The organism is Streptomyces sp. NPDC030165, from assembly GCF_055573595.1.
The window spans coordinates 1-20,692 of record NZ_JBVIBD010000046.1 but is presented as its reverse complement, the minus strand read 5'-3'; the positions used below and the strand labels follow the sequence as shown (position 1 = coordinate 20,692).

The 20,692-nt window shown below is 70.0% G+C and carries 11 protein-coding genes and 1 pseudogene; 6 read left to right on the top strand and 6 right to left on the bottom strand.

Annotation, left to right across the window (positions count from 1 at the left end; genetic code table 11):
- Positions 1–582: 582 nt before the first annotated feature.
- A complete protein-coding gene (locus ACZ4Z1_RS40935; protein ID WP_468491797.1) occupies positions 583–1,299 on the top strand; it encodes a replication-relaxation family protein in 717 nt (238 codons plus the stop codon).
- A 220-nt stretch (positions 1,300–1,519) separates the two neighbouring features.
- Here ACZ4Z1_RS40935 and ACZ4Z1_RS40930 read toward each other — a convergent pair whose 3' ends face one another.
- The 6 genes from ACZ4Z1_RS40930 to ACZ4Z1_RS40905 all read right to left on the bottom strand — a co-directional run bounded on the left by ACZ4Z1_RS40930 (position 1,520) and on the right by ACZ4Z1_RS40905 (position 7,379).
- Positions 1,520–3,121, bottom strand: coding sequence for a hypothetical protein (locus ACZ4Z1_RS40930; RefSeq protein ID WP_468491796.1), 1,602 nt, complete (start codon positions 3,119–3,121; stop codon positions 1,520–1,522).
- Between the two features lie 4 nt (positions 3,122–3,125).
- On the bottom strand, positions 3,126–4,046 hold the full coding sequence (locus ACZ4Z1_RS40925) for an ABC transporter ATP-binding protein (RefSeq protein ID WP_468491795.1): 921 nt from the start codon (positions 4,044–4,046) through the stop codon (positions 3,126–3,128).
- Positions 4,047–4,048: 2 nt separating this feature from the next.
- Positions 4,049–4,447, bottom strand: a complete 399-nt coding sequence (locus ACZ4Z1_RS40920; RefSeq protein ID WP_468491794.1) for a hypothetical protein — start codon at positions 4,445–4,447, stop codon at positions 4,049–4,051.
- Between the two features lie 125 nt (positions 4,448–4,572).
- Positions 4,573–5,742, bottom strand: a complete 1,170-nt coding sequence (locus ACZ4Z1_RS40915; RefSeq protein WP_468491793.1) for a sensor histidine kinase — start codon at positions 5,740–5,742, stop codon at positions 4,573–4,575.
- 92 nt (positions 5,743–5,834) lie between these two features.
- Positions 5,835–6,497 (bottom strand): response regulator, encoded by a 663-nt coding sequence (locus tag ACZ4Z1_RS40910; RefSeq protein WP_468491792.1) that lies wholly within the window; start codon positions 6,495–6,497, stop codon positions 5,835–5,837.
- 483 nt (positions 6,498–6,980) lie between these two features.
- The gene (locus tag ACZ4Z1_RS40905) at positions 6,981–7,379 is read right to left on the bottom strand and encodes a helicase associated domain-containing protein (RefSeq protein WP_468491791.1); all 399 of its coding nucleotides are present in this window, start codon (positions 7,377–7,379) and stop codon (positions 6,981–6,983) included.
- 242 nt (positions 7,380–7,621) lie between these two features.
- Between ACZ4Z1_RS40905 and ACZ4Z1_RS40900 the strand changes: the two genes are divergently transcribed.
- The 5 genes and pseudogenes from ACZ4Z1_RS40900 to ACZ4Z1_RS40880 all read left to right on the top strand — a co-directional run bounded on the left by ACZ4Z1_RS40900 (position 7,622) and on the right by ACZ4Z1_RS40880 (position 20,339).
- Positions 7,622–7,948 (top strand): hypothetical protein, encoded by a 327-nt coding sequence (locus tag ACZ4Z1_RS40900; protein ID WP_468491790.1) that lies wholly within the window; start codon positions 7,622–7,624, stop codon positions 7,946–7,948.
- A gap of 543 nt (positions 7,949–8,491) precedes the next feature.
- Positions 8,492–12,787: a LamG-like jellyroll fold domain-containing protein gene (locus ACZ4Z1_RS40895; RefSeq protein ID WP_468491789.1), complete on the top strand. Its 4,296-nt coding sequence runs from the start codon at positions 8,492–8,494 to the stop codon at positions 12,785–12,787.
- Between the two features lie 602 nt (positions 12,788–13,389).
- Positions 13,390–19,525, top strand: a pseudogene (locus ACZ4Z1_RS40890) (polymorphic toxin-type HINT domain-containing protein); the annotation flags it as partial.
- A 9-nt stretch (positions 19,526–19,534) separates the two neighbouring features.
- On the top strand, positions 19,535–19,822 hold the full coding sequence (locus tag ACZ4Z1_RS40885) for an HNH endonuclease (RefSeq protein WP_468491799.1): 288 nt from the start codon (positions 19,535–19,537) through the stop codon (positions 19,820–19,822).
- A complete protein-coding gene (locus ACZ4Z1_RS40880) occupies positions 19,797–20,339 on the top strand; it encodes a DUF4265 domain-containing protein (RefSeq protein WP_468491788.1) in 543 nt (180 codons plus the stop codon). The genes ACZ4Z1_RS40885 and ACZ4Z1_RS40880 overlap by 26 nt, the downstream gene beginning before the upstream one ends.
- The last annotated feature ends 353 nt before the right edge of the window (positions 20,340–20,692 follow it).

Here is a 20,692-nt window from a genome sequence, read left to right as displayed (position 1 = left end):
CCTCTCCCCGGGTGGGTTTTTTTTGTTGGGTAGAGGGCCACGTCCCACCCCCCACACCCCCCCCCCCCCCCCCGCTCCGGGGCCGTCGACATGGCCGACGAAGTCGGCGGTTCAGCCTCCTCGGTTCCCGGCCGCGCGCAACGCGGCGACCGCCCTGGGGCCGGTGCGCGCCTTCGGCAAGGGGTGGCGCGCCGAGAGCGTGCACCCTTGCCGGGCGCGCACGCAGGGTTCGGCAAGGGTGCGCGCGCCGTTCCCGCCCGGCTCGGCATGAGGCGCGCCGAGCCCGCGCGCCCCTTGCCGAGCGCGCATGCGGATTCCGGCAAGGGGCGCGCACCGGCCGGCAAGGGGATGCGTGCGGGCTCGGAGCTGGTCGGCAAGGGGCGCGGCCGGGTTCGGCAAGGGTGTCGGCAAGGGGTGCTGTGCTACAGCGCCGGCAAGCGCGCCCGGAGGACCAGGCCCTGAGATGCGCCGCGATCTGTCGAGCGCGCCGCGCCTCGAAGGCGCGCATGCCGCGCATGGGGTGTCCGGCGCGCCGGATGCGCGTTCCTTGTCGGGCGCGTCGGGCGCGCCGGGACTCGCCGGATGCGCGCGTCTGCCGGGGCGCGGCGCGGCCGGCGTGAGAGACGCGGCCGCCGGCCTCCGCACTCGCAAGGAGCCGGAGACCGGCGGCGGGTCTCCGCAGAGGATGCGCGGTGGCCGGTCCACGAGTGTGCTGGGCCGGGCCCCTGTCTGGGTGAACCGCGGGACTCTGTCCGCAGCCCTGCACGATCGCTGGAGATCACCCGTGATGACGTACCACCACAACGCCCTGACGACGGCGACGGCCAACGCGCGCCCTCTTGCCGGCGGGCAGGCCGGTGCCGTGGCCGGTGTCGCGAACGCTGCGCCGGCCATGCAGGAAAGCGCAGGCCCCATCCCGGCCGTATCCCGGCAGGCCGACACCTCTCTCCTTGTCCTGACGCGTCAGCGACCGGGACCAGGTCTACTCCTCCTGCTTCCCGGGTCCGTGCGGATGCTCTGCGGATGCTGGGATGTGTGCGGATGGCCACGGTCCGGCAGATAGCCCAGGCGATCACGGCGGAGGATGCGGATGGCCGGTCGTACGTACGCAGAGCGATGCTGCAGCTGAGGACCCAGGGCCTGGCGGAGACGAACGGCAAGCACGGCCGGCACCCGATCCGGAACCTGACCACAGCGGGGCTGAAGGCCCTGGCGCAAGGCAACGAACTTCCCCCGCGCCCCGAGCCGGGACCGGAGCCAAGAACATCGGACCGGCCGGCTCCGGACGTCGTACGGTGACGGCGGCGGGCCCGGTGGGACCGGAGCGCCGCCCGGCACCGGGAAGTGCTCGGCCAACGCCACGAGGATCTTTGTTGGCGCTGCGCAGTTCCGCCAGCTCGCTCTCCAGCTCGGCGATCCGGCGCCGGCTGGCGGCAGCCGTCGTGTCGCCGGTGTGCCCGCGACCCTGCTTCACGGAGTCTCCCTTCCTGTCGTTCCTCGTCTCGTACTGCCACCGGCGTCAGTCCCGGCTCAGCCGCCGCATCGATCCGGTCGTGAAGACCACCGCGACCAGCACCGCGGATACCGCGAGCACCACCGCCGGCGGCAGCCCCGCCGGCCGGCCCTCGATCCGGATGGCGCCCATGAAGTCGAAGAGCGGCAGTCCGTTGGCGACCGTGTACCAGAGCGGGAGGTAGAGGGCCTGGAAGAGGCGGTGGGTACGGCTGAGAGTGCCCAAAGCCAACGCCAGCGACGGGACGAACAGCGCGCCGGCGGCCCAACAGGCGATACCGGTAACGTCGCCGGCGATGATCAACCGGATCAGCGGCCCGAGCCCCACCACCGCGGTGAGCGCGGCGCCCGCCGCCCACTCCGCGACCACCCGGCGGTGTGCCGAGGGGTAGGCACCGAGAATGCCCTCCACGCCGTGCTCGTGGCGCTGGGTGCCCAGCCGCGACCAGACCAGCACCGGCCAGAGCCACGACACCGGCAGCATCAGCCGTGTAGCACCGGGCATCGGCGAGCAGACCCCGAGGAACAGCCAGAACCCGGCACCCCACCACCACCACTTCGACACCCCCTGGAGCAGGATGCGCAACGCGCCGATCCACAGGCGGAGCAGCACCCGGCCCGGCTCCGGAGGTGTCCTGAGCACCGCTGCGGCGGAGGTCCGCCGGTCGCCCGCGGTGCGCGGCATCTCATCCACGTACACGGCGGGGACCACGTCCGCCGTCCGGTCCTGCTGGGACCGCTCGGCCGGCTGCTTGGCGCGCGCCGGGTCGAAGCGGCGGAACCACAAGGCCGGCAGCAGCGCGACGACCACCGCGATGCCGAGGAACGCCATCCGGGCCAGGACGTAACCGGCGCTCGGTGTGAAGCCGTGCCAGTCGAAGACCTGAAGCGGTGTGTCGAGGTAGGTCAGGCCCAGGCTGAACGAGCCGTCAACCTTCGCCTTCTGCGCCACCATGTCGTCGTACATCGACAGGGCGACGCTGTTCACGCCGATGCCGCCCAGTGGCAGGTCGGGCCCTTGGCCGCCGACGGCCAGCACCACCCAGATGCAGAACCAGACGATGTTGCCCAGCCCGCCGCGCAGCAGCGGCAGTGCTTCGAAGAGCAGGGCGAAGGCCGCGGCGAGCGCCACCAGCGGCACCGCGAGCAGCAGGAAGGGCTGCCACAGTTCGATCAGGTCCACGCTGGTGTTCTCGCCGCGCACCAGCTGCATCACCAGCGCGGTGACGGCCAGCACACCGACCATGGAGGTCAGCACCATGAGGTTGCTCAGGAACTTCCCGGCCATGTAGGACGAGGTCCGCATGGGGGTCGCGGCGAGCAGCTGCCCCACCCGGGTGCGGCGGTCGCGTTCGATGGAATTGCGGACGACGTAGAAGCCGCCGAGCGAGATCCACAGACCGCAGGCGAGCGCGGTCGCTGTACCGACGTACGCGCTGTTGTAGACACCGCGGTAGTCACCGAGCTGCATGACGACCCACTTGGCGCCCGAGTCCGGCACCGCCACGTACCCCAGGGCCACGGCCGCGGCCAGGGTCACCGCATAGGCGGGCCGCCGTACCCGGTCCGTGAAGTCGGCGACCGCCAGACCGGAGAGCACACGCATCATCGGATCACACCGCCCGTGTCTGCAGCGGCTGCCGCCCGGGGACGCCGGACCCGGCGTGACCGGACGCCCCGTTGATGATGTGGAGGTAGGCGTCCTCCAGGTCGGGGACGAGCCGTACCGCGCCTTCGTACGGCTGGGTGGGGGACAACAGCCGGACCTTCACTCCCTGGGCCGTACGCACCATGCGGCTGACGACGAAACGTGCCTGCACCTGGGGCACGACGGCGGGGCCGACCAAGGCCTCCCACACCTGCCCGTCCACCTCGTCCAGCAGCGCCTGCGGCGTGCTGCGGCGCTGCAGCCGCCCGTTCGCCACCACCGCGATGTCGGAGGCGACCGACTCCACGTCGGAGACGATGTGGGTCGAGAGCATCACGACCTTGTCCGACGCCAGGTCGCTGAGCAGGTTGCGGAACCGCACCCGCTCCTCGGGGTCGAGGCCTGCCGTCGGCTCGTCCACGATGATGACCTGCGGGTTGCCGAGCAGCAACTGGGCGATGCCCACCCGGCGCAGCATGCCACCGGAGTACTTGCCCAGCGGCCGCTTGACGGCCTCGGTGAGGTTGACCAGCTCCAGCAGCTCATCGATCCGGGCCTTGGCCGACCTGGCCGACAGGCCCTTGGCGGCGGCCAGGTACATCAGGAACTCGCGCGAGGTGAGGTTGGGGTAGACGCCGAAGTCCTGGGGCAGGTAGCCGAGAGCCTTGCGCAGCACGTTCGGTTTGGCCACCACGTCCTCGCCGTGGAAGAAGACCGTGCCGCCGGTGGGGCGGGTGACGGTGGAGGCGATCCGCATCAGGGAGGACTTGCCGGCCCCGTTCGGGCCGAGCAGACCCAGCATGCCCGGCTCCATGTGCAGGGTCACGCTGTCGACGGCCCGCTTGCCGCCCTTGTAGACCTTGGTGATCTCGGAAAGCTGGAGCATGATCAGCTCTTGCCCCGCAGATCGGTCTTCTCGCCGTCGCGCAGCACGGTGACGCCCTTGGGCACTTCGACCTTGAACTTGGAGTCGCAGATTGCGAGGCCGCTGCACCCGGCGTCGATGTCCAGTACGTTGCCCTTGAGCTCCCATGACAGGTGCTCGCTGCCGGCCGCGGAGTCGAACCAGCGGGTGACCTTGATGTCCTTACGGTCCGTCGCGACCAGATCGGTGGCGATCTCGTGGGTTTTGACGTTGAGTTTCTTGCCCTGGAAAGGGAAGGTCTTCGACTCGGGGGTGGCCTTGGAGGCGTCCACCGAGCAGCCGGTCAGCCCCAGCGCCGCGACGGCGGCCAGCACCGCCACCGCACGGGTACCGTTCCGCTTCGACTTCCGACTGTTGAGCATCTGCCCCTCCAGATCCACGTTGCTTGACTGCCGCAGAGCTTTCCAGCGGAAGGCAGGCGGCACATCTCCCGAACGGCAGATATCCGCGGACCGGTTCGGCGGCGGCACGGGCACCGGCTCGGACCTCAGCGCACCTTGACGGCGGGGAGTACGCAGCCGACCCGCCAGCCACCCTCGTGCGGGCCCGCCCGCAGGACCCCGCCCAGCACGTCCACCCGCTCGGACAGTGCGGCCAGGCCCGTGCCGCCACCGTGCCGGGTGGTGCCGGGCGTCCCGCCGCCGTCGTCGGCGACGGTCACCTCGACCGCGCCCTCGGTGGTGCGGCGGGCCGTCACGACGACCCGGGTGGCCTGCGGGGCGTGCCGCCGGATGTTGGTCAGTGACTCCAGGACCGTGCGGTACGCGGTGTCCTCGGCCTCCCGCGACAGGACGCCGGCCAGGCCGTCCTCCTGGGACAACTGCGTCCGCGCGCTCGTCATGGAGGCGAACCGGTCGAGCAGCCCGGCGAGGTCGGCCAGGCCGTACACCCGGGTGGAGGGCGCCTCCTCCCACTTCTTGCCGTCCGCCCGCCGCAGCGCCTGCACCGTCTGGTCCATGGAGTCCAGCGCCCGCAGGCCCGCCTTCTCGATCCGCTCGAACAGCTCCCGGGCCTGCTGCAGGGCGTCCTGGTCGAGCTGTGCCGCCTGGGCCTCCAGCACGATGCCGGTCACCTCGTGGGCGACGAAGTCGTGCAGGTCGCGGGCGACTTCCAGGCGCTGGTCGCGCAGCGCCCGGGTGACGGCGCGGGCCCGCCGGCCGTCCAGCGATCTGAGGTAGAGGCCGACGCCGGTCACACACGCGGCGGGGAAGAACGCCAGGAACATCACGAAGACCGACTCGCGCCACCCCTGCTCCGGCATGTGCAGCGTGATGCGCAGCAGGAGACAGATCGTCGCGGCACCCACCAGAGCACCGAGCCAGGTGACCCGGGCAGCGGGCTCCCGGCGGATCACCCGGTACAGGAGAACGAGCAGTGCGACCCCCTCGAAAGGCAGCCAGAAGACGATCGGCTTCGGATCGCCGAAGTAGGCGAAGTCCAGTACGAGGGAGAGACCGGCCGTCCAGCCCGCGGCCTGGGCGGGCGAGACGCGCCACTGAGGCCAGTTGAGCATCGCCGCCGCCACGGCCATGGCCGCGCAGAGGGCCAGGGGGAGAGCGCCGGGCGAGGTGCCCAGAGCGGGGAAGAGGATGAGTGTCACGAGCACCGCGCACCAGATGCGGCGTCTGCGCCCCGCGGGTTTTACGTTGTCGCCCATGCGCCAGAGGCTACGCACAGACCCCACCGGGCGGCACGGGCAGCACAGTTGCCGGGTCCGGCATCCGCCGTACGCCAGATTTCCGGTACGGGTCAGCGTGTGCCGCGGCCGTCCGCGTAGCCCAGTTCCCAGGCGCGTACCGCCACCCCGACGCGATTGCGTACTCCGAACTTCCGCTGGATGCTTGCCATATGCGTCTTGACCGTGCCGGCCGAGATGAACAGCTCGGCGGCGATGTCGGCATTGGTCTTTCCCTCGGCGACCAGCCCGGCCACCTCGATCTCCCGCCCGGTCAGCGGGGAGCCCCCCTTCTTGCGCCGGTTGTCCGCTCCCCGGACGTGTTGGAGCAGCCGTACGGTGATTTCCGGGCTGATCAGACTGTCGCCCGACACCGCCGCCCGCACCGCTTCCACCAGCAACGTCGGCCCCGACCGCTTGAGCAGGAACCCCGATGCCCCGTGCCGCAGCGCGGGATAGACGTACTCGTCCAGGTCGAAGGTGGTTACCACGACCACCTTCGTCGGCAGTCCGGCGGCCGGGTCGGCGAGCAGCCGGGTCACCTCCAGGCCGTCCATCCGCGGCATGCGGATGTCCACCAAGGCGACGTCCGGTTTCAGCGAGCGCGCCAATTCCACGGCGTCGACCCCGTTCGCCGCCTCGCCGACCACCTCCAGGTCGGGCTGGCTCTCGACGATGCGCCGCATTCCGTGGCGAACCATCTCCTGGTCGTCGGCAATCAACAAGCGAATGGTCACGAGCAGGCATTCTGCCGTACGGAGCGGGGGCGGACGCCGGAATTCCGTGACCGGCCCGTACGGCTGTGCGATCCGTGCGGGGACCGGCCGCGCCAGGGGCAATCGGCCCGGCTCGCCGGGTAAGTACCCCACAACTGCTGCCGACTCGCAGCTCAGCGTCCGCGGGCCTCTCACGCCGGTGTCCTGATATCAGGGTCTGTGACGTGGGCTTACGCCAGGCTGAGTGTCGCAGCGGGTGCGAGGTACCCGGAACACGAACCGCCAAGGCGCAGGACACTTTCGCGCGAGTCGGCAACTGGGCCAGCCTGACCGCTCACACCCAGACGGCCTTGGAACGCACCGGCCGGACCCGCGTCGACCAAGAGGTACTCCGCTGGGCCTTCAGCCGCCTCGGATCGGGCGCACGATCCCCACCAGCGCCCCGTTGTCGACACCCCCACACCGAACGATTCCACCCTGCACGAAGCCGCGGCACCGCGGTGTTCACCTGACCCACTCCACTCCCAGCTCAGCGAGGGTGGCTCGCTGCTCGGGGGTGAGTTTGCCGCGCCGGCTCTTGGTGTTGGAGACCCATACGCCCAGCTTCACGACCACCGGCGTGTCCTCACCGCCGACGGTGAGCTGTTCTGTGTGGTTTCGGGGGACGCGGTGGTGGCCTTCGCGGGCGATGTACTGCGCGAGGGCGGCGAGGCCGCGCTGGAACGCCGCCTGTGCCTTGCTCGGGCCCTTCGTCGTGCGCGCGGCCGCCGGGGGCGTAGCGGGCCGCTCGGCGGGTTTCACGCCCAGCTCGGTCAGCCGTCGCTGCTGTTCCTTCGACAGCTGTGCCCATGCGTTCGTCTGCCGCTGCAGCCACCGTCCGATGTCGTCGCCGTCGAAGGTCACGCCGGGCTGTTGCTGACTCGCGCTCCAGTGTCGTTGAATCTCTCATTTCGATGTCCAAGCGGTGGGCTCTCTGACGTGCGCAGATGAGGGGCTGTGTGGCGCAGCGAGCGCGAGATGTGTGGGACATAGTCTGCAAAGCTGCAGGACACCTTCATGCGAGTTGCAATAGCGCGCGAGCGCGTCTTCATGATCGGTGTGCACGGCTCCTGGGAGTGCCGAGAGCCCGCAGTACCCTCACGCGCGTGGGGAGTGGAACGACTCCTTGCTGGCGCACCGCCGCCCTTGCGCCAGGCGACGAGTTGCCGCACGACCTGCCGGCCGCCCACCAAAGTGCCCTCAAGCCCCGGCTCACCGAAGCCCCGGGGGAGGTCGCCCGCTGCGCTCATCTGCGCTACCTGCCCGTCGTCAGGGTCATGGTGCCGGACGATCCCCACCGCGTGTTCTACGCCTTTCCCGAGCAGGGCGGCCCGAAGGTCGTCGCCGTACCGTCGCCCCGTCGCGTCGCGCAGGCAGCCATAGTGATTCTCGGTGCCGCGGTCCTGCTCAGGGTGCTCTTCGCTGTGCTGTGAGGCCGACGCTGCCGCGGAGGACCGGTGTTTGTGCCTTGGTGCTTTCCTGAGTGCGCCCGGTAGCGGTTGTACCGCCGTCGCGCACGCGCGCGTCCGGGAATATCCGTCACTCGTCGTTATGTTGGCGGCGGCGCGTCGCGCAGCGTTCTCAGCAAGTGCGCTTGAGTCGCGCTGCCGGTGACCGCGCGCCCCCGCATTCCTTTCCGGCTCGTCGCCCCCGACAGGCATGTGGTTCGGCGGGGCCGAGCGGTGTCGGGCGCCGTGTGGGGCAGGAAGGGACTAGGCGTCTGGGCTCGCCTCTGGGCGGTGAGGGCCGCAGGCTGGAACACGTTCGATCGGGAAGTCCGGGAATCCTTATGCATTTGCGTCTCGTTGCCGTACAACCTTCCCGCAAGTGATCCAGATCACCAGCCTTTCTGGGGTGATGTGCCGGGTTTGCTCCCTCCGTGCGGGAGGAGTGATCTAGACCACCGCCTCGTGGCGCCCGTACTGTCCCGCTCCACGGTCTTCATGGAATCTTCATCTTGTGGGCGGGGTGTGGGGATGACGCGTTCGGTGCGCAGACGGCGCGGCGCCAGCCGGTTACTGGTCTGGATGCTGGGCAGTGCGGTGTCGGTGAGCCTGCTGCCGGGACTTCCCGCGGCCCAGGCCCAGCCCCGCACAGGGCACCCGGCCCCCGCGGCCCGCACCGCGGCTGCCCGACCCGCCCAAGCCGGCACCGAGCAGGCTGCGTTGGCGCAGGCCAGGAGCAGCGACACCCGCGTCGAGGTGACTTCGGCGCGCGGGGAGAGCCGGGAGGTGTTCGCCACCCCCGAGGGCAATCTGGAGGCACGCGAGTATCTGCGTCCGGTGCGGGCGCGGATCAAGGGCCAGTGGCGCGAGATCGACACCGACCTCGTGGCGGCCGGCGACGGCACTGTGGCTCCCAAGGCCACGACGGTGGACCTGCGCTTCTCCGGCGGCGGGACGGGCCCGCTGGTGCGCATGCAGCGCACCGGGCGGGAACTGGCCCTGTCCTGGCCGTCCCCGCTGCCGGCCCCCGTACTGGAGGGGCCGACGGCCACCTATCGTGACGTGCTGCCGGAGGTGGACCTGCGCATGGGCGCGCAGGCCGACGGGTTCACGCAGCTGCTGGTGGTCAAGACCGCCCGGGCCGCGGCCAGTGCGGAGCTGGCGCAGCTGCGGCTGAAGCTGTCCGCCACGGGCCTGCAGGTCAAGGAGACCGCCGGCGGGGGACTGGAGGCCATCGACGAGGGGGCCAAGGCCACGGTGTTCGAGGCACCCACTCCGCTGATGTGGGACTCCAGCCCCGGCCGCCCCACGCCCGGCACCGCGGGACCCAAGGCTGCCCGGGCCGGGCCCGCCGCGGCGCGCGAGTCCGGCCAGGAGCCGGGGGCGGGGGAGTCCGGCAAGCTGGCGCCGGTCGGCGTTCAGGTGCCGGCCGGACAGGACGAAGTGGTCCTCAAGCCGGATACGGACGTGCTGACGGGCAAGGACACCGTCTACCCGGTCTTCATCGACCCGCAGTGGTCCTCGCCGCGCGCGGCGGCCTGGACGGTGGCCTCGCAGTACTGGGCCTCTTCCCCGCAGTGGAAGTTCAACGGTGAGAACAACGCGGGGCTGGGCTACTGCGGCTGGAACTACTGCAAGCCCAACGACACCAAGCGCCTGTTCTACCGCGTGCCGACCGCCGCCTTCGCCGGCAAGACGGTCCTCAAGGCCGAGTTCGTGGTGCACAGCACCTGGGCGGCGTCCTGCTCCGCGCGGGAGGTGCAGCTGTGGCGCACCAGGGACATATCCTCCGCCACCACCTGGAACGCCCAGAACGCCGACGGGTTTTGGCAGCGGCACCTGAAGACCTCCAGCTTCGCCTACGGCTACGAGGGCTGCGCGGCCCGAGACGCCGAGTTCGACGTCAAGGCCGCGGTGCAGGAGGCCTCCGACCACCAGTGGCCGGCGATGACCTTCGGGCTGCGCGCCGGCGACGAGGACGACCGTTACGGCTGGAAGCGGTTCTCCGACAAGGCGTTTCTGCGCGTGCAGTACAACCGGCCGCCCGCGCAGATCAAGATGTCGCAGCTGGCCATGGAGTACGGCGGGGTGTGCAAGAAGCCCGAGACCGCGGCCCGCATCCGCACCCTGGGCAAGATCTACGCCAACAACGTCAGCGACCCCGACGGCGACAGCGTCGCCGTGCAGTTCCAGGCCAAGTGGGACGCCGGCGACGGCAAGGGCACCGTCGCCCGCTGGCAGCCGGGCCGCACCACCGCCAAGAAGTCCGGCTCCAGCTTCGCGCTGAGCCTGCCGTCCTCAATCCCCGCCAACCGGCAGATCTTCTGGTACGCCCGGGCCTGGGACGGCGCCCAGTACTCGCCGTGGTCGTTCGCCGGGGCGGCGACCGCCTGTTACTTCGTCTACGACACCAGCGTCCCCAAGGCCCCCGCCGTCACCTCCGGCGAGTATCCCGCCTCCGACCCCGACAACCCCGACGACCCGTGGTACGACGGCGTCGGCCAGTACGGCACCTTCACCCTGCACTCCGCCTCCGGCGACGTCACCCGCTACCGCTGGAACCTCAACGGCGACCCCTGGCCCACCCACGAGATCGCCACCAGCGCCGGCGCCCCGCAAAGAGCGATGGTGCTGCCCGCCCGGCCGGGGCTGAACTTCGTCACCGCCCAGGCCTTCGACGCGGCCGGCAACGGCAGCGAGATCCGCACCTACCAGTTCCGTGTCAAGGCCGGCCAGCCCGACCGTGCCGCCTGGCAGCTGGACGAGCCCGCCGATGCCCAGCAGGCCCAGGGAACCGCCCCCGCCCGCACCGCACGCCTGTACGGCGGCGCCCGCACCGGCGCCGACGGCCTGCTGGGCAGCGCCCTGTTGCTCAACGGCACCGACGCCTACGCCGCCGCCGACCTGCCCGTCGTCGACACCGACCGCGGCTACGCCCTCTCCGCCTGGGTCAAGCCGTCCGAGAAGCCGCAGCACGCCGCGGTGGTCGCCGCCCAGTCCGGCAACCGGGTCTCCGGCACCGAGCTGTACTACTCCGCCGACCTGGACCGCTGGGTGTTCAACCAGTACACCAAGGACGACCCCGGCGCCCCCATCGTGCGGGCCATGGCCCCCGCGCCCGGCGGCCTGACGCCGGGCCAGTGGACCCACCTGATCGGCTCCTACGACCCCGTCGCGAAGAAACTGCAGCTGTTCGTCAACGGCAAACTCGCCGGCGAAACCCCCTACAGCGCCACCTGGAACGCCCGGCGCGGCCTGCACATCGGCGCCGCCTCCTACGCGGGCACGGTCTCCGCGCACTTCCCCGGCGCCATCGACGAACTGCACATCTTCGACAAGCAGCTCACCGCACCCGAGGTCGCCAGGCTCTACGCCAAGCAGCACCTCACCGGCCCCGAACGCCCCGCCGTCGCCGTCTTCGACCTCGACGAACAGCCCGGCGCCACCGACATCTCCGGGCGCGCGGACGTCCTGCCCGCCCAGTTCCACGGCGGCGCCAAGCCCGGCGCGCCGGGCGTCGCCGGCAACGCCGTGTCCTTCAACGGCACCGACGCCTACGCCCGCGTCAACGCACCCCACCTGAACACCGCCCGCTCCTTCACCGTCTCGGCCTGGGCCCGACTCGATACCGCCAAGCCCTCACATGCAGCGGTGGTCGCCGCCCAGGCCGGCGCCCACGCACCGGGCTTCGAGCTGTACTACTCCGCCGACCTGGACCGCTGGGTCTTCAACCAGTACACCGACGACGCCCCCACCGGCACGCCGGTGCGGGCCACCGGCACCCGGGCCGCCGGCGGGACCTGGGCGCATCTGGTCGGCGTGCACGACACCATCGCCGACACTCTCACCCTCTACGTCAACGGCCGAAAAGCCGGTGCCGCCAAGCTCAACGGCGCCTTCTACGCCGCCGGCCCCCTGCTGATCGGCGCCGGCTCCTACCGCAACGGTGCCCTGGGCAGCTACTTTCCCGGGCAGATCGACGACGTGCGCCTCTTCGACCGTCCCGTCTCCGCCGAAGAGGCCCAGCAGCTCTTCGCGCACCGTCCGCTGCTCGCCGGCCGCTGGCAGTTCGACCAGAGCACCGGCAGCGGCACCAACTCCGTCACCATGCCTGACGCGCTCTCCGCGGCCCGCCCCATGGCCCTGTACGGCGACGCCAAGCTGACGTCCGAGGCCGCCTTCATGGGCAGCAACGGGCTGCTGCTCGACGGCACCGGCGACTACGCCGCCACCTCCACCGTGCCGGTCGACACCAGCGAGAGCTTTACCGTCGCCGCCTGGGTCCAGGCCGCCGCCGTCCCCAAGGGCGCCTCCGCCCTGCTCAGCGCCGACGGCGAGCACACCAGCGCCTTCGCCGTGGGCTTCGTGCCCGCCCCCGGCGACCCGCAGGCCCGGGGCCGCTGGCAGTTCGCCATGGCGGAGAAGGACACCGCCGACGCCCCCCTCACCCGGGCGGACAACGCCCAGGGCTTCCACGATGTGCGGGAATGGAACCACCTGGCCGTGGTCTACGACGGCCTGGCCCAACAGGCCCGCCTCTACGTCAACGGCACCCTGGAAGCGCTCGCCTGCACCGATGCCGACGGCGACGGGGACGCCGACAGCAGTGCCTGCGCCGACCAGGTCCCCTGGGCCGAGAACGTACTGTCCTTCCAGGCCGTCAAGACCCTGCAGGTCGGCCGCGCCAAGGGCCGCGGCAGCTGGGGCGAGTACTGGCCCGGTGCCGTCGACGACCTGTGGGCCTTCCAGGGCGCGCTCAGCGAAGCACAGGTCCGCTGGCTCGCCGAGCACTGGAGCGACGTGCCCACCGACGTCCCCCAGCCGTAGCGCCCGAGCCGCGGACCGCGCGCGGCCCGGCGCAGCACACCCCCCCCGAAACCTCATGCCACCTGGCCCTATGACAGGCCGCAGTGTCACACCGAAGGGTTGGAACAGCGATGAACGGCAAGGCCAGAGCCCACAGCCCCCTGGCACTGCGACACCGCACCGCCGCGGCACGGCGCAAGATCGCCCTGGCGGCGTCCGCGGTGATGGTCGGCGCCCTTCTGCAGGTCACCTCAGCTCCGCCGGCCCCGGCCGCCGACACCGCCAACCGCCCCGGCCTGCCGGCTGCCGAAAAACCCGTTTCCGGCAAGGCCGTCAGCCTCGTCAAGCCGCGCACCCTGCAGCAGGGCCCCCGCACCCCGCACGAGGCACCCAAGGCGTCCTGGCCGCGCCCCGGCACGGCCACCGTCGATCTGGCCCGGCCCGCCGCCCGCTCGGCAGCTCCCGCCAAGGCTGCGGGCCTGCCGCTGAGCCTCACCCCGGCCCCGCAGCCCGGCGCCGGCAAGGCCACCGGCACCGCCGCGGCGGCCCGCACCGCGGCCCCCGCCGCCGTCACCGCCCAGGTCCTGGACCACCAGCGCGCCCAGCGCGCGGGCCTGGACGGGATGCTGTTCACCCTGGCCCCGCAGCCCGCCCCGAAAACCGCCGCAGCCGCCCCGCAAAAGGCTGCGGTCGGTGTCACCGTCAGCTACGCCGACTTCGCCGGGGCCTACGGCGGCGGCTACGCCTCCCGCCTGAGACTGGTGGAGCTGCCTGCCTGTGCCCTGACCACCCCCGACAAGCCGGCCTGCCGCACTGCCACACCGCTGCCCACGGCCAACGACACCGAACGGCACACTCTCACCGCCTCCGCCGTCGGCCTGCGCCAGGGCACGCCGACCGTCCTGGCGGCCGCCGCCGCGGACAAGGGCGACAAGAGCGACTTCAAGGCCACCTCGCTGTCGCCGTCGGCCAGCTGGAAGACCAACCTGAACACCGGCGACTTCACCTGGTCCTATCCCATGCCGGTGCCCGAGGTGCCCGGCGGCCTCAAGCCCACCGTCGGTCTGTCCTACGCCTCCGGCGCCCTCGACGGCCGTACCGGCAGCACCAACAATCAGGCCTCCTGGGCCGGCGACGGCTTCGAGATGTGGCCTGGCTTCATCGAGCGCCGCTACAAGCCCTGCGCCGACGACGACGTCAAGAACGCCGACGGCAACAAGCCCGCCGACCTGTGCTGGGGCTACGACAACGCCTTCTTGACGTTCAACGGCAAGGCCGGCGAGCTCGTCCCCGCCGGCGACAACACCTGGAAGCTCAAGGGCGACGACGGCACCCGCATCAAGAAGCTCACCTCCGCCGACCGCGCCAACGGCGACAACGACAACGAGTACTGGGAACTGACCGACCCCAAGGGCACCCGCTACTACTTCGGCTACCACCGGCTGCCCGGCTGGGCCGCGGGCAAGGAAACCACCGACTCCACCTGGACCGTCCCCGTCTTCGGCGACGACAGCGGCGAGCCCTGCCACGCCGCGGCCTTCAAGGACGCCTGGTGCCAGCAGGCCTGGCGCTGGAACCTCGACTACATCGTCGACACCCACAACAACGCCGTCTCCTACTTCTACGGCAAGGAGACCAACTCCTACGGCCGCAACCTCAAGGAAGACGACGACACCCCCTACATCCGCGGCGGCTACCTCAAGCGCACCGACTACGGCCAGCAGGCCGCCGACCTCTACGCCGGCAAGCCCCTGGCCCGGGTGAACTACACCAGTGCCGAGCGCTGCCTGCCTCAGGCCGGCGTCACCTGCGAGCCCGACACCATCGACGCCAAGGCCTTCTACTGGTACGACACCCCCTGGGACCTGAACTGCGAGGCCGCCACCAAGTGCGACGACGGCCGCTCCAGCCCCACCTTCTGGACCCGCAAACGCCTGACCGCCGTCACCACCGAAGTCCTCAAGGACAACGCCTACGCCAAGGTCGACTCCTGGGCGCTCAGCCACCGCTGGGGCAGCGCGGACGTCGACTACCAGCTCCTGCTGGAGGCCGTCCAGCACACCGGACACAGTGCCGCCCCCGCCGTCACCCTGCCGAAGACCACGCTGGCCTACACTCAGCTCGCCAACCGCCTGGACAAGACCGGCGACGGCTACGCCCCCTTCATCAAGGCCCGCCTGTCCACCGTCGCCGACGAATCCGGCGGCCAGCTCGACGTCAACTACTCCGCTCCCGCCTGCAGCTTCGACAAGCTGCCCACTCCGCAGACCAACACCACCCGCTGCTATCCCCAGTACATCGGCGGCACCGCCAGCGACGACCCGGACCGGCAGTGGTTCAACAAGTACCTCGTCACCTCCGTGACCGCCACCGACCGCACCGGCGGCGCCCCCGACCAGGTCACCCGCTACGAATACCTGGGCGATGCCGCCTGGCACTTCGACGATGACGACGGCCTGACCAAGGAGAAGTTCAAGACCTGGTCACAGTGGCGCGGCTACGGCCACGTCCGCGTCAAAACCGGCGGCCAGGGCGCCGACGGCATGAAGACCCAGGCCGACACCTACTTCCTGCGCGGCATGGACGGCGACCGCAAGGACACCACAGGCGGCACCAAAACCGTCACCGTCGCCCTCGCCGACGGCGAAGGCGACGCCCTCACCGACCACCCCCGCCACGGCCGGCTACGCCTACAAGACCGCCACCTACTCCGGCCCCAGTCCCGGTGGCAAGGTCCTGACCAAGACCGTCAACCGCCCCTGGCACCACGAGACCGCCAAGAAGACCCGCGCCTGGGGCACCATCACCGCCAACCTCACCGGCACCGCCCACACCCGCACCTTCACCTCCCTCGACGACGGCAACGGAGCCAAGTGGCGCACCACCGCCCAGGCCACCACCTTCGAGACCGTCGCCGGGCGCGCCACCCAGCACGAGGACCTCGCCGACGAGACCACCGCCGACGACGACCGGTGCACCCGCACCACCTACGCCACCAACACCGACAAGAACATCCTCACCACCGCCTCCCGCGTCGAGACCGTCGCCGTCAAGTGCGCCGCCACCCCCGACCGCACCAAGGACGTCCTGAGCGACCAGCGCACCGCCTACGACAACGCCCCCTACGGCACCGCCCCCGCCAAGGGCGACGCCACCGCCACCGCCACCCTCAAAAAGCACGACGGCACCACCGCCACCTACCTCGAATCCGGCGCCACCTTCGACACCTACGGCCGGCCCCTGACCACCACCGACCTGAGCGCCGACCTCACCGCCCGCGGCGACGCCACCCCCGCCCGTACTCCGCGCACCGACGGCCGCACCACCACAACCACCTACACCCCCGCCACCGGCTTCCCGGCCACCACCACCCAGACAGGCCCGCCCGCCACCGACGGCGACGCCACCACCGCCCAGACCACCACCACCGACACCGACCCGCTGCGCGGCCAGCCGACCGCCACCACCGACACCAACGGCAAACGCACCACCCTCACCTACGACGCCCTCGGCCGCGCCTACCAAATCTGGCTGCCCGACCGCCGCACCAACCTCCTGCCGACCTACCAGTTCAACTACCGCATCGAAGAAGGCAAACCCGTCGCGGTCACCACCCGCACCCTCGACGAGGACGGCGGCAAACACCTGACCGCCCACACCCTCTTCGACGGCTTCCAGCACCCGCGCCAGACCCAGGCCCCCGGCCCCGACGGCGGCCGGCTGCTGAGCGACACCTTCTACGACGAACGCGGCCTGACCGCCAAGACCTTCGCCCCCTACTACACCACCGGCGCCCCCGCACCCACCCTCTTCGCCCCCGACAACGCCCTGAGCGTCGAAAGCCAGACCCGCCACACTTATGACGGCCTCGGCCGCGAGACCGAAGCCCGCCAGATCGCCGGCAACGGCGACGGCGGCACCGTCCTGGCTCTCACCCAGACCCGCTACGGCGGCGACCGCACCACCGTCATCCCGCCCGAAGGCGCCACCGCCACCACCACCCTCACCGACGCCCGCGGCCAGAGCACCGAACTGCGCCAGCACCACACCCGCACCGCCGACGCCCCCTACGACACCACCCGCTACACCCGCACCCCCGCAGGAAAACTCGCCACCGTCACCGACCCGGCCGGCAACACCTGGACCTACACCTACGACCAGCTCGGCCGCCAGATCCGCACCACCGACCCCGACAAGGGCACCACCACCGCCACCTTCGACGACCGCGGCCAGCAGACCACCACCACCGACGCCCGCGGCACCACCCTGGCCACCGTCTACGACAACCTCGGCCGCAAGACCGCCCTGCGCGAGAAGAGCGCCGACGGCCCCCTGCGCGCCAAATGGGTCTACGACACCCTCCCCGGCGCCAAGGGCCAGCTCACCGAGGCCACCCGCTACGTCAACGGCCAGCCCTACACCCGCAAGGTCACCCAGTACGACCGCCTCTACCGCATCCAGCGCGCCGCCACCGTCATCCCGCCCGCCGAAGGCGCCCTGGCCGGCACCTACACCGACACCACCGCCTACCGCGCCGGCGGCCTGGTCGGCAGCCGCGGCTACTCCGCAGCCGGCTCCCTGCCCGGCGGCGGCTGGAGCTACACCTACCAGGACCAGACCCTGCGCCCCCTCGCCGTCTACGACGGCCGCGGCGTCCGCGCCGACGTCACCTACTCCCTGACCGGCAAGGCCCTGCAGTACCAGCTCGGCGGCACCAAAGACACCTACGGCATCAAAAAGACCTGGGCCACCAACACCTACGAGTGGGGCACCCAGCGCCTGGCCACCGCCCGCGTCGACCGCCAGGACCAGGCCGGCGTCGACCGGTACGCCACCTACGGCTACGACCCGGCTGGCAACGTCACCGCCATCTCGGATGTCTCGCGCACCGGCACCGACACCCAGTGCTTCGCCTACGACCACCTGCGCCGCCTGAGCCAGGCCTGGGCCCAGGGCGACAAGACCTGCGCCCAGGCCCCGGCCGCCAACCTCCTCGGCGGTCCGGCCCCCTACTGGCAGAGCTACACCTACGACAAGGTGGGCAACCGCCTCACCGAAACCCAGCACGACCCCGCCGGTGACACGGCCAAGGACACCACCAGGACGTACGCCTACCCCGGCCCCGGCAAGCCCCAGTCCCACACCCTGACCTCCGTCACCACCACCGGCCCCACCGGCACCGCCAAGGACACCTACGGCTACGACCTCTCCGGCAACACCACCAGCCGCATCCTGGGCGGCGACGAACAGAGCCTGACCTGGGACACCGAAGGCCGCCTGGAACAAGTCACCCAGCCCGCCAAGGACGGCGGCGCCAAAGAGACCACCACCTACCTCTACGACGCCGACGGCGCCCGCCTGATCGCCCGCACCCCCGCCAAAACCACCCTCTACCTCGGCACCACCGAACTGACCCTGCGCAAGGGCGCCGCCAAAGCCGAGGCCACCCGCTACCTCCCGCTCGGCGGCGGCCACCAGGCCGTCCTGGCCGACGACGGCACCTACACCGTCACCCTCGCCGACCACCAGGACACCGGCCAACTCGCCGTCAACCCCGCCGACCTGGCCCTGCAGCAGCGCCGCACCACCCCCTTCGGCAGCCCCCGCGGCACCGCCCCGAAATCCTGGCCCGGCACCAAGGGCTTCGTCGGCGGCACCGACGACACCGGCGACACCGGCCTCATCCACCTCGGCGCCCGCGAGTACGACCCCGCCACCGGCCGGTTCCTCTCCGTCGACCCGGTCATGGACCTGGCCGACCCCCAGCAGATCAACGGCTACACCTACGGCAACAACAACCCCGCCACCTTCCCCGACCCCACCGGTCTCATGCCCGGCGGCTGCGAGATCCCCGGCAACTGCTACGGGTACACCCCCGGCGGCCACGGCTGCCCGCACGGCTGCGGCACCACCGAAAACGTCGAATGGGGGAGGGCGCAATCCGATAGCAGTTGGAGGTACACCGGCGGCGGTTCCTCGAAGTCGCAGTCCTACCGCATCGGCAATACGGGGATGAGCTACCCCATCTCCAAGGGGGAGGAAGTTCCCCATCGTTTCTTTGAGGAGCTTGAAGCCCCGATGCGGGAGCGGGAGAGGAAGGACTCATGGATGGAGGGGGGCGTCCCTGACTACGTCATCGCCGGGGTGGCCTTGGCGGTGTGCCACACAACGGAAAACTGCACTGACAAGGCCAGGAGCTACTTTTACGACATCTTCATCACTGAAGTGATGAAGTTCGTCGGGACCGATCATGCGGGAGCCGGTCCGATGCCCGTAGCGAAGTCGGTGAGGGCTGCGGCGAAGGCAGGGAGATCTGGTGCCTGCCACAGTTTTTTGGGCGACACCGATGTGCTGCTCGCCAACGGGAAAACCAAGCACATTAAGGACATCGAGCCGGGCGATGAGGTCAGGGTGACCGACCCTGCCACCGGCGAAACCAAAACCCGCCCGGTTGTTGCTGTGATCCGCACAGAAGACGACAAGGAATTCGCTGAGATCGAGGTGAAGGGGGATGGCGGCAAGGGGGTCGTAACCGCCACGGACAACCACCCCTTCTGGGTTTCTGAGAAGGGAAAATGGGTGGAGGCCGGGGATCTTCGCCCTGGTGCACGGCTGCTGTCTTCCACGGGGGAGTCGGCGGAGGTCTCCGCAGTTCGTCATCACGATAAGCGGCAGCGTACGTACGACCTGACGGTCCAGGGAGTGCATACGTACTACGTGTTGGCAGGGGATGTGTCGGTGCTGGCGCACAACTGCAATCGCGGGGGTATGGACTTCAATGACGCCGAGCGGCAGAAGGTCTATGATGCCAACAAGGCTAAAAATGGAGGGGTGCTGAAGTGTGATTACTGTGGGCAGGGCGTCGTGCGCCGCCCCTCAGTAAAGGGTGTACCCGGCCGCCCGGACGATGCTCAGATTGACCATGTGGAACCGAGGGCCAGGGGCGGGCATGGCGGCTCGCATAACGGGGTGGTCGCCTGTCGCAGGTGCAACAGGGACAAATCGACGAAGACTGTGGGGGAATGGGACGATGAACTCAGGGAATGGACTAAATAGCCAGAGTGGGGCGTCAGGACCGGAAGGTGAATCGGAAAGGCTTTACAAAGTCGCCTTCGATCTGCCGGAGCATATTTCCGCCTGGGCTCAGGCGTCCACAGAACGGCTTTGGTCCGCGAAAACGTCCGTAAAGATGGAAGCCCAGGTGCGAAACACTCCCTTTTACGTGAAGGGGATCGCTTACGGTGATATTGTGCGAGTCAGGGCTGACCACGATCGTAGAGAGCTCGTATTCAGTGAGTTCGTGTCGGAGTCTGGCCATTCGGCGGTTCGCGTCATTATCAAAGACGACGGTGTTAGGGGTACGCTTGAGGCTGCATTGCGCAGTTTCGGATGTTCTTGGGAAATTGACTCGACTGGTTTGCTGTGGGCGATCGACGTGCCGCCGCATGTTGATTACAAAACGACGAGATCTTCCCTTCTTCTGATGCACGATGAAGGGAAGATCGGCATCGAAGAGGCTGCGCTTTCGAAAGCCCATCGCTTCAACGCTGGATTGTCGGGTGCCCATGACTGACTGAAGTCGCATCGGGCATCTATTGGGAATGAGGAGGAGATGAAGCTCCGGCCGGCATCTTGTCTGCCTTCCGTGATCGGCAAGCTGCTTCCTGATAGCCCCGATATCCGATAGTCCACCGGCGGTCAGGCGGGGTTAAATATGGTGAGACGAGGCCATTTAAGTGACGTCGCCGGTCAGGTGCCAGCACAGGCTTTCGTTACGGCCGTCGCGGCGCCAAGAGTCAAGAGTGTGTATGAGGACAAGGCGGTCTAGGCGCAATGCCGTTGCTTTATGGGTTCGCGGGTTGTGGTCGTTGGATGAGGACGGCTTGGGTGCCTGCGTGCGTGGGCTGGGGCCAGCTGCGGTGTCCG

Excerpts from the sequence above, each read along its gene's own strand:
- ACZ4Z1_RS40930 (WP_468491796.1), bottom strand. The coding sequence starts at position 3,121 with ATGATGCGTGTGCTCTCCGGTCTGGCGGTCGCCGACTTCACGGACCGG.
- ACZ4Z1_RS40915 (WP_468491793.1), bottom strand. The coding sequence starts at position 5,742 with ATGGGCGACAACGTAAAACCCGCGGGGCGCAGACGCCGCATCTGGTGC.
- ACZ4Z1_RS40935 (WP_468491797.1), top strand. The coding sequence starts at position 583 with ATGCGCGCGTCTGCCGGGGCGCGGCGCGGCCGGCGTGAGAGACGCGGC.
- ACZ4Z1_RS40920 (WP_468491794.1), bottom strand. The coding sequence starts at position 4,447 with ATGCTCAACAGTCGGAAGTCGAAGCGGAACGGTACCCGTGCGGTGGCG.
- ACZ4Z1_RS40885 (WP_468491799.1), top strand. The coding sequence starts at position 19,535 with ATGGACTTCAATGACGCCGAGCGGCAGAAGGTCTATGATGCCAACAAG.
- ACZ4Z1_RS40895 (WP_468491789.1), top strand. The coding sequence starts at position 8,492 with ATGACGCGTTCGGTGCGCAGACGGCGCGGCGCCAGCCGGTTACTGGTC.
- ACZ4Z1_RS40880 (WP_468491788.1), top strand. The coding sequence starts at position 19,797 with ATGAACTCAGGGAATGGACTAAATAGCCAGAGTGGGGCGTCAGGACCG.
- ACZ4Z1_RS40925 (WP_468491795.1), bottom strand. The coding sequence starts at position 4,046 with ATGCTCCAGCTTTCCGAGATCACCAAGGTCTACAAGGGCGGCAAGCGG.